This is a genomic window from Chamaesiphon minutus PCC 6605 (assembly GCF_000317145.1).
GTDB lineage: Bacteria > Cyanobacteriota > Cyanobacteriia > Cyanobacteriales > Chamaesiphonaceae > Chamaesiphon > Chamaesiphon minutus.
Genome location: NC_019697.1, coordinates 1,579,766 through 1,596,248 on the forward strand (window position 1 = coordinate 1,579,766; position 16,483 = coordinate 1,596,248).

Genomic DNA, 16,483 nt, shown 5'->3' on the forward strand with positions numbered 1-16,483 from the left:
TTAGAGAGAAACTCGTGCCGTCAAAAAACTTGATGCAGGTTACTTAGCAAGCGATCTGAAGAATGTACTAACCAGATCTGCTCTCAGTATTACACACTCACAAAGAGCTACGATGAATAAAAGTTTTACATCTATTCCATCGACTTTGATGCGGCACTGGTTTCCATCTGCGCTCGTGTTTGGTTCGGTGATGGCTGGCGCACTCGCTTATTTGAAAGTCACGCCGCAACTCTATGAAGCTAAAGCGCAGTTGACCCTCGACGATCGTCAAATCAGCGTTTCTAATATCGGACATGACTTAGCAAAATTGCCAGAGGGTGGGGCGGGATTGCCAAACCCGCTAGCAACTCAAGCAGAACTGATTAAGTCGCCAACATTACTAAAACGCGCACTGGTCAAAGTGCAGGCTGCGGGGGTGAAGAATGTGCCGCCCATCAGCCAATTGAGTAAGGAACTGCGGGTGAAAAATGTGCCAGCGACTAATATCCTGGAACTGAGCTACCGGGGACAGTCTCCAAAGCTGACGGCTGAGTTGCTCAATGCCGTCACCGCATCTGCTGTCGAAGAAAACCTGGAAACAATCCGCGCTGGTGCTCGTTCGATTAAGGAATTTTTGGAAGCAGAAGTGCCCAAACAACGCGCCCAACTCGAACGGCTCGAAGCAGCAGAGAATCGCTACCGCCAAGAAAATCAGCTCGTCGCCGTTGAAGAGCAAACCAAAGAACTCGTCAAAAGCTTGGAAACAATCCAAAATCAAGAGCGCGACCTGTCAACCCAATTGCAAGAGGCGATCGTCCGAAATGCATCGCTGAGAAAGTTGGGTGAGTCTGTCTCACCCCAATCTGCGCTGACATCTGTGCGAGTTGGGCAGGATGAGGAATTAAAAACGCTGCGAGCGAAGCTTAACGATTTAGAAGCCCGAGTAATTGAAGCGAGATCGCGGTTTAGCGATCGCAACCCCATTCTGCTAACACTCACGGAGCAAAGAGATGAAGCTCGCAAATTTTATCAAGCTAAACTCGCTCGGATCGTACCTAAATCGGGGTCGTCATCGCCAGCAGTAGCGGGTGATGCCTTGAGTCAGGACTTAATCTCTAAATCGATCGCCAGCAATATCGATCGGGCGGCGATCGAACAGAAATTAGCGGCGGTGAAAAAAATTCGCCTCTCGCTGCAAGCCCAGCTTGCCAATCTGCCCAATCGTCAGCAACCGCTAACGACGCTAACCCGCAATCGAGAAGAGTCGGCAGCAACGCTGAAACTGTTGCAAGCCAAGTTACAGGAAGCTAGCCTCGCCGAAACGCAACTGGTCAGTAATCTCAAAATTATTGCCCCAGCAGAGCTGCCCACCCAACCAGAATGGCCGAAAAAATCTGCTGTTTTGTCGATCGCAGCGGCTTTCGGACTCGTACTGACGATCGGGGTAATACTGGTGCTAGAATTCCTCGACAACTGCTTGCACGATTCCAGCGAAGCGGAACTGATGCTGGCACAAACGACTCTGGGCAAGTTGCCTTCGTTCCCGCATGACTCTACCCTCCTCCCGCAAGGTGAGTTCAGGCTGGAGACGTATCATTTAGTCGAACCATACCGAAAACTGTTGAAGAGGTTGAAATTCGATCGTGGCACTCAAATTCGGCGACTGGTCATCGGTAGTGCCCTCGCCAGTGAAGGCAAATCGATGGTGGCAGCACATTTAGCGATGGTGGCAGCAATGCAGTCGCGGCGCACACTGCTAATAGATGCCAACTTGTGGCAGCCAGAGCAGCACCGATTGTTTAACCTCCCAGACTCACCGGGGCTGGCAGAAGTTTTAGAGGGTAAGCTAACTCTGGAGCAGTCCGTTCAGCCTACTCGGATTGCCAATCTTTCACTTTTGACCTGTGGCAACTTGGTTCACTCGTCGTTTGGTCTAGACTCCGCGAGGATGAAGTCCTTGTTGGCAGAAGCAGAACGACAGTTCGATTTAGTTATTGTAGACACTCCGGCACTGGCCAGTTCGATCGATGCGTTTGAATGGAGCCACCATAGTGATGGACTGGTGCTAGTCGTCTGCCCTGGGGTGACGACACGGAATGGGCTAGCACAAGCTTGGGCCGATCTCCACAAAGAGAAGGTGCCATTCTTCGGTTTTGTAGTGAACCGAGTCAATCTGCCGCTCGACCTCAATTACATCCGCCCCCCTCGCCTCAAACAGGTCTCGTGGGCTTTACCACGTCGTCATTTGCCTAGTAGTAAACCGGATCGTTAAAGCTGTTCTGGCGGTGAAGATTTTATACCATTTTGGATTTTGGATTGAGAAAACCTCGCTGTATTATGTTCGCACGCAACCACCAAGGACATTTCTCTAACTTGACACTGGCGATCGGGCTGGCAGGCAGTTTACTGGGCTTTGCAGTGGGCATTTTAGCTGGGGTGCAACCCCTCTACCTAGCACTAGGTATGGGCGCAGTCGTAGTAGTGCTATGCTTTTTCAAGAATTTTGAAGCGACTGTGCTGGGATTACTGCTGCTGCGATCGGCACTAGATCCGTTCTCTGCCCAGCAAATTCCAGCGGCGTTCGCCATCGGAGCGATCGTGCTGACATTACTCTACGTTGTGGCAATGGCGTTGACCGAGCGACCCATTCACACCGATGGGTTTTGGTGGTTTTTTGCAGGCTGGACGGCTGTTCAGGGCTTATGGGTGATGCTGTTGCCACTCGGTTTGCTCGGGATGGATGGCTCTTTCTGGCCGGAGAGCCTCCGCGAATGGATTCGGTTATGTTCCTGGGTGATGGTGTATTTGCTAGTGATGCAGATGAAAGCTACCACGTCGCCGCAACGGGTGATTGCTTGTCTGTTCTGGTCGCTGCTGATACCGCTGACAGTCGCCGCATTACAGGTAATTGCGCCATCTGTGCTACCGCCGATCTTCAGCGGTGTGACTGGAGCCGGGATCGAGTCGATCGGGGAAGTTTCGCGGGTCAACGGCACACTCGGTTTAGCCAATACGTTTGCTACATTCTGCCTGCTGTTTCTGTTATTAACTTGGTGGCAGATCGGGCAAGTAAAACGGCGGTGGCCGTGGCTGCTACTATTAGGCGCGATCGTGTTTTTTATTGTCAGCACGAAGTCTCTGTTCGTCTTGCTGATGATGGCGATCGCTATTTTAGTCTTAACGGCACCGCGATTAAAGGCGATCGAGCTGCTCGGTGGGATGGCGATCTTGACGATCGCCATCGGGCTGTTTGCTGGCTCGGATGCTGGTCGAGAACGCTTGGCATCCCTGTACGCTACTCCCTTACTCAATCCCGATATTGATGTTTCCCGTGCCATCTTGCTGTCGGCAACTGACAATAACAGTTTTAACTGGCGCATCGCGCAGTGGACGTTTCTGCTGCAAGCTTGGCAGCAGTACCCGGTTATGGGATACGGTCTGCTGACTTGCTCTAAGCTCACGGTCTTGCATAACTACGCCCATAACGAATATGTGCGGGCACTAACAGAAGGGGGCATTGTCGGGTTAATTGCCTTTATCGGGTTTTTAGGCGTGCAGATTGGGCGATTGCTCTACCTCGCGCGCCAATCACCGCCGGGAAGCGATCGGCGGAATTTTTGTTGGACGCTGCTGGCGATGTTGCTGGCGACGATCGTCGGCATGATTACCGAAAATATTTGGACTCACACGACTCTGTTCTTTTACTGGTGGACATTGATGGCAGTTGCAGGATGGGACTGGCAGGAATCACCCCAGTCTTATGGAGTAGTCGAGCAGCAGCAAACGGAGGTATACCTATGAGTTTGAAAGATGTAACCGCAGAGTCGATCGCGGCTCCAAAAGTCTCGATCGTCATCCCCGCCTATAATGCGATGACTTATCTACCAGACACGCTGGCGAGTGTCTTCCAGCAGACCTTTTATGACTTTGAAGTATTGCTGGTCGATGATGGTAGCACTGATTCAATCCAAACCTGGGTGGCGCAGACAGTATTCGATCGGCGGGTGAAGTTAATTTCGCAGCCAAATCAAGGGTTATCAGCCGCTCGCAACACGGGGATAACGCACTCCCAGAGTGAATATATTGCGTTTCTGGATGCTGACGATCTATGGCATCCCACCAAGCTAGCACAACAGGTACAGTGGCTCGATGCTCATCCCACGCTCGGCTTAATTTATAACCAGACAGCACAGATCGACTCGGCGGGAACCCCGACAGGCAGAGTCTTGGGCAGCGCGATCTCTGGAAATATCTGGCCCCAAATGCTCCAGCGCAATATCATCGACTGCCCTTCCTCAGTGCTAGTGCGAAGGCAATGCTTCGATCGAGTCGGGCTGTTCGATCGAACGCTGCGATCGGTCGAAGATTGGGATATGTGGATTCGGATTGCCGCGATCTATCCCGTTGCGGTCATTTGCCAACCCCTGGTCTATTACCGACAGCATCCGAGCAATATGTCGAAAAATTGGCGGGTGATGGAACAGTCATTCGATCGAGTAATTACGAAGGCGTTCGCGGCTGCACCGCCAGAATTACAGGCTTTGAAACCACAGAGTCTGGGGTCTGCTGCTTTGGTTCTGGCTTGGAAAGCACTGCAAAGTCAGGATCGAGATTGCCAACTGGCGCGGAAATTTCAGCAACGGGCGATCGATCGCAACCCAAAACTCCGCATTTCTAGCGAAAACTTGCGGCTGACGATCGCGATTTTGGCCTTGAAGTGGTTGGGGGCAGAACGATACAGCCGTTTTCTCTCCATTGCTTATGCGGTACGTCGCCGAAGGTCTGGCATCACTGCCTAATTTGTTCTGCCCCACTGCCAACGGGTTAAGGATATTGGCTTCGTTTAGGCACCGCTGAATTTAGGTATGAAGCATAGATTTTGCCCTCACCCCCAGCCCCTCTCCCAAGCTTGGGAGAGGGGAGCCAGAGCCGGAGGCGAGGGCGGGGTGAGGGCGAATCAGACTCTAGCAACGCCGATATTGGCTTCTTTCTAGTACCGCCAACGATTTCAGTCTCCAGGCTCCTATTATCCAGAATTCACTTAAATCTCATGCCAAACCAGCCGAGCCTCGATCTCACTTTCGCCGCGCCAGTGGCATTATCGCCACAAACTGCTAGCCCAGAACCCACGATCGCCTTACTGCATTGTTACGACCTGATCGACGACTTTCTAGACACGATCGAGATCTCCTTTGAAACCTTTTGTCAAGAATTTGTCGGTAGTTGGATGTTCGGCTATATTCACGCTTTAAAAACAGCGGGAGTACAGACCGTTTTGTTCTGCATTTCAGCACGAGTCACCGAGCCGTCTCGCCACCAGCATCGCCCCTCTGGTGCAACGATTTGGGTGCTGCCTGCAAGTCGCACCTATGGCACCTATAGGGCTATGCGCGATCGGTTGCTCCGCGCTTATGGGGGCAAAAGCGGGCAGTCCTTCACGAAAATTTCCGACCCAAATGCGACTCGTCGTTCCTTGTTGACAGGGATTAAGGATATTTTTAAGAGTGCGGGCACTTATCTGTCTACCCCTGTGGACTTATTGGCGATCGCGATCGAGCAAGAAGGTTGTCAGGCCATCTTATGTCAGGAATATGAATTTGCCCGCTTTGATACCTGTGTCGGCTTGGGCAAGCGGTTGGGACTGCCTGTATTTGCCACGTTTCAAGGTGGAACGGCAACGCAGAGTTTTTTAGAGTCTCTACCGCGTCAACTGGCGTTTCGGTCTTGTAGCGGTGCGATTATTGCGACTCAGACTGAGATCGCCCGCGTCCAGCAAGCCTACCCAATCCCCGCCGCCAAAATTGCCCGCATTTTCAATCCGATCGATCTGACGATTTGGCACAAACACGATCGAGTACGAGCAAGAGCAGCTTTGGGAATTCCCAAAGCTGCTCGGATGGTCGTGTGGCACGGACGGGTCGAAATCGAGCGCAAGGGACTAGATGTACTTTTAGATGCCTGGATGCAGCTTTGCAAAGAGCGACCGCAGCAAGATTTACGCCTGTGGCTGATCGGCACGGGTAGTGATGCGGCTAAACTACGCGATCGATTAGATACACAGTCATTGAGGGGTGTGACCTGGATCGATCGGTTCGTTCACGATCGGCTCCAGCTCCAGCAATATTTGTCAGCAGCGGATGTGTACGCGATGCCCTCGCGCCAAGAGGGATTTCCAGTCGCACCGATCGAAGCGATGGCTTGCGGCTTACCCATTGTGGCAACGGATGCACCTGGGATTCCAGACATTTTGGAAGATGGTGAGCGTTCCGGTGGTTCGATGGTGCCGCGAGATCATGCCTGGGCGTTGGCTGATGCCCTCGGTCGCTTTATCGATCGGCCTGACTGGGCGCAAACAGTGGGTGATGCTGCTCGATTGCGAGTCGAGCAGCAATTTGCCGCCGATGTCGTCGGTCGGCAACTCCGCCGCTGTTTACTTCCAAATCTGCCGCTAGTGCCAAATTCTATGCAATTAGCGCAGCCGACTAAGGTGTTTTAATGCACGAGTTGTGCTGAAGATTCATCAAACATTAGAGTTCAATCTATTTTTTCAGTTGGGTGAGAAATGTCAAAAGTCTCTGTCGTGATTCCTGCTTATAACGCCCTGACATACCTGCCCAAAACATTGGACAGTGTATTGCAGCAAACCTACACTAATTTTGAAGTGTTAATTGTCAACGATGGCAGCACCGATGAGATCGCAGCTTGGTTTACGACCGTCAAAGACGATCGAGTCAGGCTGATTTCGCAAGCAAATCAAGGTTTACCAGGTGCCAGAAATACGGGCATTACGGCAGCAAAAGGAGCATATATTGCCTTTCTAGATGCCGACGATTTATGGGCACCGACCAAACTCGAAAAACAGGTGCAATGTTTGGACGCAAAGCCAGAAGTCGGTTTGGTCTATGCCTGGACGTTACTAATCGATCGGCACGGTAACTCAACCAGAACGGTGACAGCAGCTCAGGTCGAGGGAAATGTCTGGGAGAAATTGCTCTTAGGCGATGTGGTTGGCAGTGGTAGTGCCGCGATGGTACGGCGTAGTTGCTTCGATCGAGTCGGGCTATTCGATCCTGAATTAACCAGTATTGAAGATTGCGATATGTGGGTGCGGATTGCGGCTGATTATCCATTTGCAGTCATTAAAGAAGTGTTGGTTTATTACCGCCAGCATCCCACTAGCATGTCTAGAGATTATGACAAGATGGCGCAAAATTCGCGGCTAAAGATTGAGAAGAAATTCGATCGAGTTCCGTTTGAATTGCTGTATTTACGTCCGCGAGCGTATGGACATGCTTTTCTCTGGTTGGCGTGGAAAATTATGTCCGATGGCGGCGCAGTCGATCGAGCCAATTACTATGCTCGACAAGCTGTTTTACACTACCCACAACTGAGCTATTCAGCCAAGTTTTTGCGGCTAAAAGTCGTTTTAATCTTAATCCGTTGGTTTGGGGCAGATAGCTATCTGCGGTTAAAAAAACTGAGCTACCAACTGCGAGGAGGGACGTTTCAATACCACCAGTAATAAGTATCTTTTTAACGGTTATTTGCAAGAATAAACAGGATCGAAACAGGAAGCTAGTGATGCCAAAAGTAACAGTTGTAATTCCTGCTTATAATGCGATGGCATTCTTGCCGGAAACGCTCGATAGTGTATTGCAGCAGACCTGCACCGATTTTGAAGTGTCGATCGTCAATGATGGCAGTACCGATGAGATCGCAGCTTGGTTTACCACAGTCAACGACGATCGAGTCAGACTGATTTCTCAAGCAAATCAAGGTTTATCAGGAGCACGCAATACTGGCATTGCTGAAGCTCGCGGCGAATATATTGCCTTTTTAGATGCCGACGATCTATGGGCAGCTACCAAATTAGAGCAGCAAGTCCGCTGTCTCGATCGTTACCCAGAAGTCGGCTTGGTTTATACCTGGACGCGGCTAGTCGATGAAACAGGCAAACCGACTGGCGTTAAGTATGACTCTCAGGTTGAGGGCAATGTTTGGCAGCAGATTATAGTCGGCGACATTGTTTGTAGTGGCAGTTCGGCAATGGTGCGTCGAGACTGTTTCGATCGAGTTGGCGGATTTGACCCGAATTTATCTCCCGCAGCCGACTTCGATATGTGGACTCGAATTGCTGCTGAGTACCCTTTTGCTGTAGTCAAAGAGTTTTTGCTCGACTATCGACAGCATTCTAGCAGCATGTCTAGAAACCACCGCAAGATGATGCAAGATTTACGCATTACCTTTGAGAAACGCTTTCAATCCGTGCCGTTGGAAATGCTTTATCTGCGGAATGTGGCTTACGCTGGCATGTATCGAGGGTTGGCCTGGAAGTGTATGTATGAAGGTAACGATCGCGAAGCCAGCGATTACTCTCAACAGGCAATATTGCACGATCCAGCAATGCGCCACACCAAAATCTTTAGACAGTTACAACTAGAAATTTTGCTATCCCGCTGGCTCGAACCTGCTACTTATTTGAAATTAAAAAATACGATTCGTAGCTGGCGATCGCCTCAGCAAGCTGCATCTAAACATCCTCTTAGCTCAGTTTAATAAAGTTATAACGATCGAGTTATAAATCTAACCACGAGGTTTTTCCTTTCACTATCCTCATCATGCCCCAAGTAACCGTTATCGTCCCAGCTTACAATGCCATGACTTATCTCCCCGAAACGGTGAACAGTGCCTTGGCGCAGAGCTTTACCGATTTTGAATTGTTGATAATTAATGATGGTAGCACCGATCGCCTGAGTACTTGGGCAGCCACACTCTCAGATCCGCGAGTCCGGCTCATCTCTCAAGCAAACCAAGGTTTGCCGGGGGCTAGAAATACTGGTATTAGAGAAGCTCAGGGGCAATATATTGCTTTTTTGGATGCGGACGACCTCTGGGCACCTACAAAGCTCGAACGGCAAGTTCAATGCTTACAGGCTAATTCAACCATTGGTGTTGTCTACACTTGGACACTCTTAGTCGATGAAGTAGGACAGCCAACAGGCAGAATTTTTGCATCTCAGGCAGAGGGTAACGTTTGGCAGCAGCTTCTAGAAACGGATGTTATTTCTAACGGTAGTTCGGCAATGGTACGTCGAGAATGTTTTGAGAAAGTGGGTAATTTCGATCGCACTCTGACCTCAGCAGAAGATTTGGATATGTGGCTGCGGCTGGCAGCTCATTATCCATTTGCGGTAGTGAAAGAACCGCTCACCCTTTATCGACAATATGCCAGCAGTATGTCTAAGAATCGTCAGCGAATGTTTCAAAACTTGCGGATGGCGATCGAGAAAGCCTTTCAAACGGCTCCGATGGAAAACCTGCATTTAAGGAGTCGGGCTTATGCCAGTATTACGCTCAACCAGGCATGGTGGTCTGTTGGAGAAGGAGATTGTCAGACAGCTAAAGTTTGGCAACAGCAAGCACGCTTGCACTATCCCAAGATTCAATATTCTCAGAAGTATCTGCGTTTGCAAATTGCCGTTTTGTTAACTCAGCTATTTGGTTTACATGGCTATGATGGCTTGAGACACTGGACGCGCTCTGTCTATCGAATGGTATTAGATCGCCGCCGATCTTCATGCTAAAACTCATTTTTCGCTAGCAGCGATCGCTCTGCAAATTAAGAGCTACTCATACCAAATTGAGTTTAATAGACCACAGATTAGCTCCTCCCCTTTATAGAACCCATTTGAGATATTTTATCGCTCGAACAGATATTGGTGGGGGAGGGCGGGTTCGCTTGGGAGATGATTGTGAATCGCAAGAATTTCTAGCATAAACCCGCCCCTACGGTTGGTGGATGAGAATATTTATACATGGGACTGTAGGGGCGGGTTTATGCTAGCTGCTATGACTTGTACAGATCGATATCGAACGAACCCGCCCTCCCCACCATTCGATATCAAATGGGTTTTATAAGGGGAGGTTGGGTGAGGTAAAGATCTATGGTGTTAACTATTTAAATCTGACAATTTCACATCAACCAAGTGGATGGCTTAAGCAACAGTTAATGGTAATTAATCGACTCAAACAAATTCTATCTGGTGCATATCTACGCAACGTGGGGTGGATGGCTGGCGCAGAAATAGCCAATCGTTTGATTCGGCTCTCAAGTACCGTCATTTTGGCACGCATGTTCAGTCCTCAAGATTACGGGCTGATGGCAGTCATCTACACACTTTCTGATTTTTTTCAAGTGTTTACGCTTAGAGGCGGTATTGGCTCCAAGATTATTCAGGCAGATGAACGGGATCTCAACGCCATTTGCAACACGGCCTACTGGCTGAATTGGATCGTCTGTGGATCGCTATTTACGATCCAATGTGCGATCGCTGTTCTCCTTCCTTACTTCTCTGCCGATTCACACATTACGCTGCCGCTGTGTCTACTTGCCTTAACCTACCTAATCTATCCGCTGTTTGTCATTCACCTAATCCTGCTCGAACGAGAAAACCAATTTAAGGCTGTGGCAATCTGCAACGTAATTATTTCTCTAGTCTCCAATGCCCTGACTGCCACATTCGTATTACTGGGGATGGGGATTTGGGCGATCGTGTGGGCAATGCTGTTATCAGCACCCGTTTGGATTATCCTGACCCGCAAGTTTCACCCCTGGCGACCAACCCGCCGATTTAGTCTAGAACGATGGCCAGAAGTGCTGGGTTTTGGCAGTAATTTACTGATAAATGATTTGTTAACTAAAGTTCGTGCGAACGTAGATTATCTGATTGTGGGGAAATATCTTGGTGTCGAAGCACTAGGAATGTATTACTTTGCCTTCAATGGCGGATCGGGAATCACGCTCAGTATTCTCAACACTTTTATGTCCCCGCTTTATCCGCATATTTGCGCTGCTAAAAACAACTATGAACAGTTCAAGCAGCGATATTTTAGAAGCCTTAAAAAAGTCTCGATCGTTCTGGTGCCGCTCGTCTTATTACAATCGTTTCTAGCACCACTCTACGTGCCAATTATCTTTGGGGAAAGATGGATTCCAGCTATTCCAGTTCTAATTTTAATTTGCCTTTCGGTGATTCCAGGAATATATTCATGGGCAGCATCATTATTGCTCAATGCAGTTAATAAAACCCGAATCTCTCTCTATATTAGTATGACATCTACAACTATTTTTATCATTTCCATCCTGGCAGTGGTTCAAAACGGAATTGTGTGGGTTGCTGCTACTGTCCTTGTCAATAGCCTGCTGGCTTCGTCCGTCGCTATCTTCTGGACGCATCGCTTTGCACTACGAAAACAAAATTTCTTAAGTTCGATCGAAACAACCCAATCAATCAAATAATATGCGTATTCACCTCAAAAAAATGGCAGACCTTGTTCTCGATCGCTCAACTAAACTTACCTCGAATATTTTTGATAGCTCATGAGAATCGATCGCTCTATCCCGATCCAATTTAGGCAGATATTATTTATAGAAAGTTGGAGTAAATTTCCATGCCAGTCATCTCTATCGTCGTTCCTGCTTATAATTCCGAACGTACAATCCTTGAAACGATCGCATCTGTTCGACAACAAACATTTGCAGATTTTGAACTTATTGTTATCAATGATGGATCGACCGATCGCACTCTAGATCTCCTAAAAACTATTGAGGACGATCGCTTAAAAGTCTTTTCCTATAGCAATGGTGGAGTATCGATGGCTCGAAATCGAGGTATTTGTAAGTCTAAGGGTGAGTTTATTGCCTTTCTTGATGCCGATGACTTGTGGGCAGATGATAAGTTAGAACTGCAATTAGCGGCTTTGAAAGAACACCCCAGCGCAGGTCTTGCTTATAGCTGGACTTATAATATCAGCGAGGAAGGAAAATTGTTATATCCCCTCGAACCTACTTTTAATGGTGCTGTCTATGCCGATTTATTGCTCTGGAATTTCCTATCAAACGGCTCTAATCCCTTAATCCGCAAGCAAGCTATTGAGTCGGTGGGAGAGTTTCGCCCACCATCAACAACCGCAGATTGGGATTACTGGTTGCGGATAGCAGCCAACTGGGATTTTGTGTTAGTTTCCAAGCACCATGTTTTTTACCGCCATTTATCCAATTCAATGTCCACAAAAATTGACATGATGAAAGAAGAAATACTGACAACACTTGAGAGAGCATTTGAATCAGCTCCGCTGAAATTTCAGCATCTCAAGCAACAAAGTTTAGCTAATACTTACCAATATTATGCAGAAGTCTACTTGAGAAATATCAATACTAGCGATCGTCCTAGTGAAATCGATCGAGTTATATCCAATTTATGGCAGGGAATATTTCTATTTCCCGTTAGTGTTCTCAGCAAATACACCCAAAGCATGATTGCTAAAACTCTGTTAATAAAAATACTTTCACTTGAGAATTTCAATCTTTTAATTAATTTAATTAAAAGATTGAAAAATTTGCAAAGTTCAAGATAAAATGAAACCTGCTGAATCTAGAAGCTGTAAATGCTAAAAAATATTAATCCTCTCCAAACATTTTACATGAGCGTGAAAACACGCTCTAAAAAGATTCGGTTTTATAGAAACGTACATTTACATTTAAACAAACAAGCAAAAGTCGAATGCAAAAATCGGTTTGAATTTGGCATTCAGTATCCGAACGAGATTTATCTGCCGACTCAGCTAGTGATGAAACAGGATTCTTACCTGCTCGTCCAGGGAGATTTTGCGATCTTCACAGGAGCTAGGATCTCCATCGATCGCCATGCAAAACTGGTTTTGGGTAGTGGCTATATTGGTAGCAATCTCAGGTTATGTTGCTTCGAGGCGATCGAGATTGGCTACGATGTTGCCATCTCCGAGCATGTGACGATCCGCGACAGTGACAATCACAAACTTAACTCTAATCAAAAAATTTCAAGTCCAATTAAAATCGGCGATCGTGTTTGGATCGGGATGAATGTCACAATTTTGAAAGGGGTGACAATTGGTAATGGTGCCGTTATTGCCGCAGGCTCAGTGGTAAATCGCGATATTCCTCCCAAAACGCTGGCCGCTGGTGTCCCCGCGATCGTGAAAAAGCATGATGTGACTTGGGAAAAATAGCAATAATATCAGCATCTTATGCCACTTGTATCTGTAATTATTCCTGCTTATAATGCCGAACGCACCCTATTAGAAACGGTAGATTCGGTTCAAAACCAGACTCTTGCCGACATTGAAATTATCATCATCAACGATGGTTCGACGGATCGAACCTGGAATCTTATCGAGAATTTAAGTGACTCACGGATTAAAGCTTTTTCCTATGAAAACGGTGGCGTTGCAGTAGCTCGCAATCGAGGTATCGCCCAGGCAACGGGAGAATTTATGGCATTGGCGTTGCTGAATTGATGTATGATATAACGATCGAGTGTAAAGTTGACTAAAAACAATGAACAGTAAATTAGAGTCGATCGAATGTCCAGAGTGTAAGTCAACTCGTGTTAATAAAAATGGGCATAAAGCAGGCAAACAGAATCATATCTGTGTTGATTGCGGCAGACAATTCATAGATTGTTATCAAACTGATCAAGGTTATGGAGAAGAAATTAAAAAAGAATGTCTCCTCATGTATGTAAATGGGATGGGTTTCAGAGCAATTGAGCGAATTAAGGGAGTACATCATACAAGTATTATTAATTGGGTTAAGCAAGTCGGTGAATTACTCCCAAATGCTTATGCACCAGAAATAATTCCACAAGTAGGAGAGCTGGATGAACTAGAAACATTTGTTGGCTCAAAAAAAACAAAATCTGGCTCTGGACGGCAGTAAATCACTTTCACCCAGGAATTTTAGGATGGGTACTGGGCGACCACAGTGCAAAAACTTTTCAGCCATTATGGGAACTAGTCAGTAGCTGGAAATGCTACTTTTACATCACGGATGGATGGCCAGTCTACCCGATATTTATTCCAGATGGAGACCAGATTATTTGTAAAACTTATATGACTAGAGTAGAGGGAGAAAATACAAGGCTTAGACACTATTTAGCCAGACTTCATCGCAAGACGCTTTGCTATTCTAAGTCGAAAGAAATGCTGGCACATTCAGTTAGATTACTAATTCACTATCTCAAGTTCTGGGATGTTCCCATCCCATATTCAGCTAACTATTAAATGTAGCTAAAGATTTCATCCTATTTTGAATATTTTTTTGGTCTCGAAGCTTGCGCGCCGCCTAAGCGGCGGTCGCCATATCATACATCAATTCAGCAACGCCATGGCATTTATTGACGCAGACGATCTGTGGACTCCCGACAAGCTAGAGCTGCAATTAGCGGCTTTACAACAGCATCCAGAGGCAGGCATCGCTTATAGTTGGAATTATTTTTATTACGAGCAAACGGGAAAGCGGATACCAGGCCACATAGCTGATTTTGAGGGAGATGTATACGCTCCGCTCCTGCAAGAAAATTTCATCGCCAATGGTTCAAATCCACTGATTCGTCGGCAAGCGATCGACCAAATTGGTGGATTCGATCCGACATTTCCGCACTGTGCCGATTGGGATTTCTATCTCCGCTTAGCGGCACAGTGGCAGTTTGTCAGGGTGCCCAAGCATCAAGTTCTGTATCGCCAATCTTCGCACTCAATGTCTTCAACCAAAGTCACCGAAATCGAGCAGCAATGCCTCGCCATGCTAGCGAAAACTTATCAGTTAGCCCCAGCAAAGTATCAAGCACTCAAACCCAAAAGCCTATCCTGGATTTATGAGTATTGTACGCAACAATATTTGCAATCTAGTGACGATTTGGCGGGAGTTCAAACAGCAACTCGAAAATTCTGGAAAGCAGTCCGGTTCCGTCCCCAAGTTTTATTAGAAGGCTACGGACAAAGCTTGATGCGATGGTTAATTAAACGATGGCTGTTGGTGCTGATGCCTTGAGCCAGGTTGTTGTCTAAACAGGATGGTTTCAATCGCTGAAGTGTCTGCATTTTGAAATAGGTTGAGGATTTGCTAAATGTTTCGTTGCTTTAACCCATTCGTGACAAGTTAAGAAAATCAGAGATTTGTCAAAAAGGTAATAAAAAGATGCCAAACTGTTTCTAGTCAAGAGTTTGAGGGAATAGAGGCCTGATGACCAGCCGCCGAAGAAGTAACCGCGACCACGCCAAAAAGAACCACCAACCAGGTGTGGAAGATGAGATCATCGCCGCTCAAGTAGAGGCTTTATTGACACCAGCAATTTTCAATCAAAGTCATTACTACCGACAATTAGGGCTGAGAAATCGGCTGTTAAATTTACCCTTGATGATGGCAGCAGTGCTGACGCTACTGTGGCGGAATGTGCCAGGAGTCAGAGAACTAAGCCGAATGTTAGGGCGAGAAGGATTTTTGTGGTGTGAGCCAACACAAGTAAGTCAACAGACGATTGCACAAAGATTTCTGACCTTTCCATCTGAGTTATTTGAGAGAGTGTTTAAGGAATTACTGCCAGAATTTAGAGTGAAGTGGCACCAGAGAAAACAGCGATTGTTGCCACAAAGCATTGAATTTGCTCAAGCAAAATTTGAGCGGATTTGGGCATGTGATGGCTCCACATTGGAAGCGATATTCAAGAAATTAGATAGCTTATCTGATGTGCCAATCGGACAACTAGCGGGAAAAATGGGAGTAGTCATAGATTTGGTGACGAGATTGCCGATTGAAATCTGGTTTAGAGAAAATCCCAAAGCTTCAGATGTTAATTTTGAGAAAGATATCCTGAATTTAGTAACATCGGGCACTTTATTGCTCTTGGATCGAGGCTTCTATCATTTCCAATTTTGGCAAGAATTAATTAACAGAGATATTCATTTTATTACTCGATTAAAAAAAGGTGCATCGCTACAGATAGAGCGAGTATTTAGCAATAGTTATAGTATCCGTGACCGAATAGTGCGGATGGGGTCTGGCACCAAAAAGACTCCATATATAACTGTAAGATTAGTCGAAATTAAAGTGGGTAAAGTCTGGTATTCTTATCTAACTAGTGTACTCGACCCATTGAATCTTCCTCCCTATGTAGTCGCCGATTTGTACGGAAGACGGTGGCGAATTGAAGAGGCTTTTAATACTGTTAAACGATTGCTCGGGTTGAGTTATTTATGGACTGGTTCAGTTAATGGAATTAAATTACAGATGTGGGGGACTTGGCTGTTTTATGCAGTTCTAGTCGATTTAGGTGATGCTGTAGCTGATGAATTATCTCTCCCATTCGACCGCATTTCTTTAGAGATGATTTATCGAGGTCTTTATCACTTTCATGTAGCTCATCATAAAGGTTTAGCTGCCAATCCAGTCACCTATTTTGCTGCCCCAGAGAATCAAGATTTAGGTATTGTTAAAACTGTTCGTAAACCTAATGTTAAGTTAATTATTGCACCTTTTCCTGATTCTATGAGTCGAACAGACAATTTTTTCTTCGACTCATCGCCTCAAGCCCGCTTGACAAGTGCGATCGCTTCTTAACTTGTCACTAATGGCTTTAACCGGATAATTGCTTGCACATTACTCTGCGGACTCATTCAATTTGACTGC

Annotated in this window: 13 protein-coding genes and 1 pseudogene; all 14 read left to right on the forward strand. The window is 46.7% G+C overall.

All coding sequences use genetic code 11. The annotated features are described in order from the left end of the window. Positions 1–112: 112 nt before the first annotated feature. The 14 genes and pseudogenes from CHA6605_RS07245 (at position 113) to CHA6605_RS07310 (ending at position 16,414) form a co-directional block, all read left to right on the forward strand. Positions 113–2,251 (forward strand): GumC family protein, encoded by a 2,139-nt coding sequence (locus tag CHA6605_RS07245; RefSeq protein WP_015158838.1) that lies wholly within the window; start codon positions 113–115, stop codon positions 2,249–2,251. Positions 2,252–2,316: 65 nt separating this feature from the next. Continuing rightward, complete coding sequence (locus tag CHA6605_RS07250) at positions 2,317–3,780, forward strand: O-antigen ligase family protein (protein ID WP_015158839.1); 1,464 nt, start codon at positions 2,317–2,319, stop codon at positions 3,778–3,780. After that, on the forward strand, positions 3,777–4,778 hold the full coding sequence (locus tag CHA6605_RS07255) for a glycosyltransferase family 2 protein (RefSeq protein ID WP_015158840.1): 1,002 nt from the start codon (positions 3,777–3,779) through the stop codon (positions 4,776–4,778). The genes CHA6605_RS07250 and CHA6605_RS07255 overlap by 4 nt, the downstream gene beginning before the upstream one ends. Positions 4,779–5,029: 251 nt before the next feature. Continuing rightward, positions 5,030–6,475 (forward strand): glycosyltransferase family 4 protein, encoded by a 1,446-nt coding sequence (locus tag CHA6605_RS07260; protein ID WP_015158841.1) that lies wholly within the window; start codon positions 5,030–5,032, stop codon positions 6,473–6,475. Between the two features lie 66 nt (positions 6,476–6,541). Continuing rightward, complete coding sequence (locus tag CHA6605_RS07265) at positions 6,542–7,501, forward strand: glycosyltransferase family 2 protein (RefSeq protein ID WP_015158842.1); 960 nt, start codon at positions 6,542–6,544, stop codon at positions 7,499–7,501. 59 nt (positions 7,502–7,560) lie between these two features. After that, positions 7,561–8,535 (forward strand): glycosyltransferase family 2 protein, encoded by a 975-nt coding sequence (locus tag CHA6605_RS07270; RefSeq protein WP_015158843.1) that lies wholly within the window; start codon positions 7,561–7,563, stop codon positions 8,533–8,535. Between the two features lie 62 nt (positions 8,536–8,597). Beyond that, positions 8,598–9,563, forward strand: coding sequence for a glycosyltransferase family 2 protein (locus CHA6605_RS07275; RefSeq protein ID WP_015158844.1), 966 nt, complete (start codon positions 8,598–8,600; stop codon positions 9,561–9,563). 425 nt (positions 9,564–9,988) lie between these two features. After that, positions 9,989–11,278, forward strand: a complete 1,290-nt coding sequence (locus CHA6605_RS07280) for a lipopolysaccharide biosynthesis protein (protein WP_015158845.1) — start codon at positions 9,989–9,991, stop codon at positions 11,276–11,278. A 152-nt stretch (positions 11,279–11,430) separates the two neighbouring features. Next, positions 11,431–12,396: a glycosyltransferase family 2 protein gene (locus CHA6605_RS07285; RefSeq protein WP_015158846.1), complete on the forward strand. Its 966-nt coding sequence runs from the start codon at positions 11,431–11,433 to the stop codon at positions 12,394–12,396. 30 nt (positions 12,397–12,426) lie between these two features. After that, positions 12,427–13,026: an acyltransferase gene (locus tag CHA6605_RS07290; RefSeq protein WP_015158847.1), complete on the forward strand. Its 600-nt coding sequence runs from the start codon at positions 12,427–12,429 to the stop codon at positions 13,024–13,026. An 18-nt stretch (positions 13,027–13,044) separates the two neighbouring features. Continuing rightward, positions 13,045–13,296, forward strand: a pseudogene (locus CHA6605_RS07295) (glycosyltransferase family 2 protein); the annotation flags it as partial. A gap of 79 nt (positions 13,297–13,375) precedes the next feature. Further along, positions 13,376–14,079, forward strand: a protein-coding gene (locus tag CHA6605_RS32650; protein WP_422678764.1) for an IS1 family transposase whose coding sequence is annotated in 2 segments (ribosomal slippage) — positions 13,376–13,715 and positions 13,715–14,079 — 705 coding nt in all. Because the reading frame shifts where the segments join, the coding sequence is not laid out codon by codon here. A 37-nt stretch (positions 14,080–14,116) separates the two neighbouring features. Beyond that, entirely contained in the window at positions 14,117–14,848 is a 732-nt protein-coding gene (locus CHA6605_RS07305) for a glycosyltransferase (RefSeq protein ID WP_269744602.1), read from the forward strand. 192 nt (positions 14,849–15,040) lie between these two features. After that, positions 15,041–16,414 (forward strand): IS4 family transposase, encoded by a 1,374-nt coding sequence (locus tag CHA6605_RS07310; protein ID WP_015158848.1) that lies wholly within the window; start codon positions 15,041–15,043, stop codon positions 16,412–16,414. Positions 16,415–16,483 lie beyond the last annotated feature (69 nt).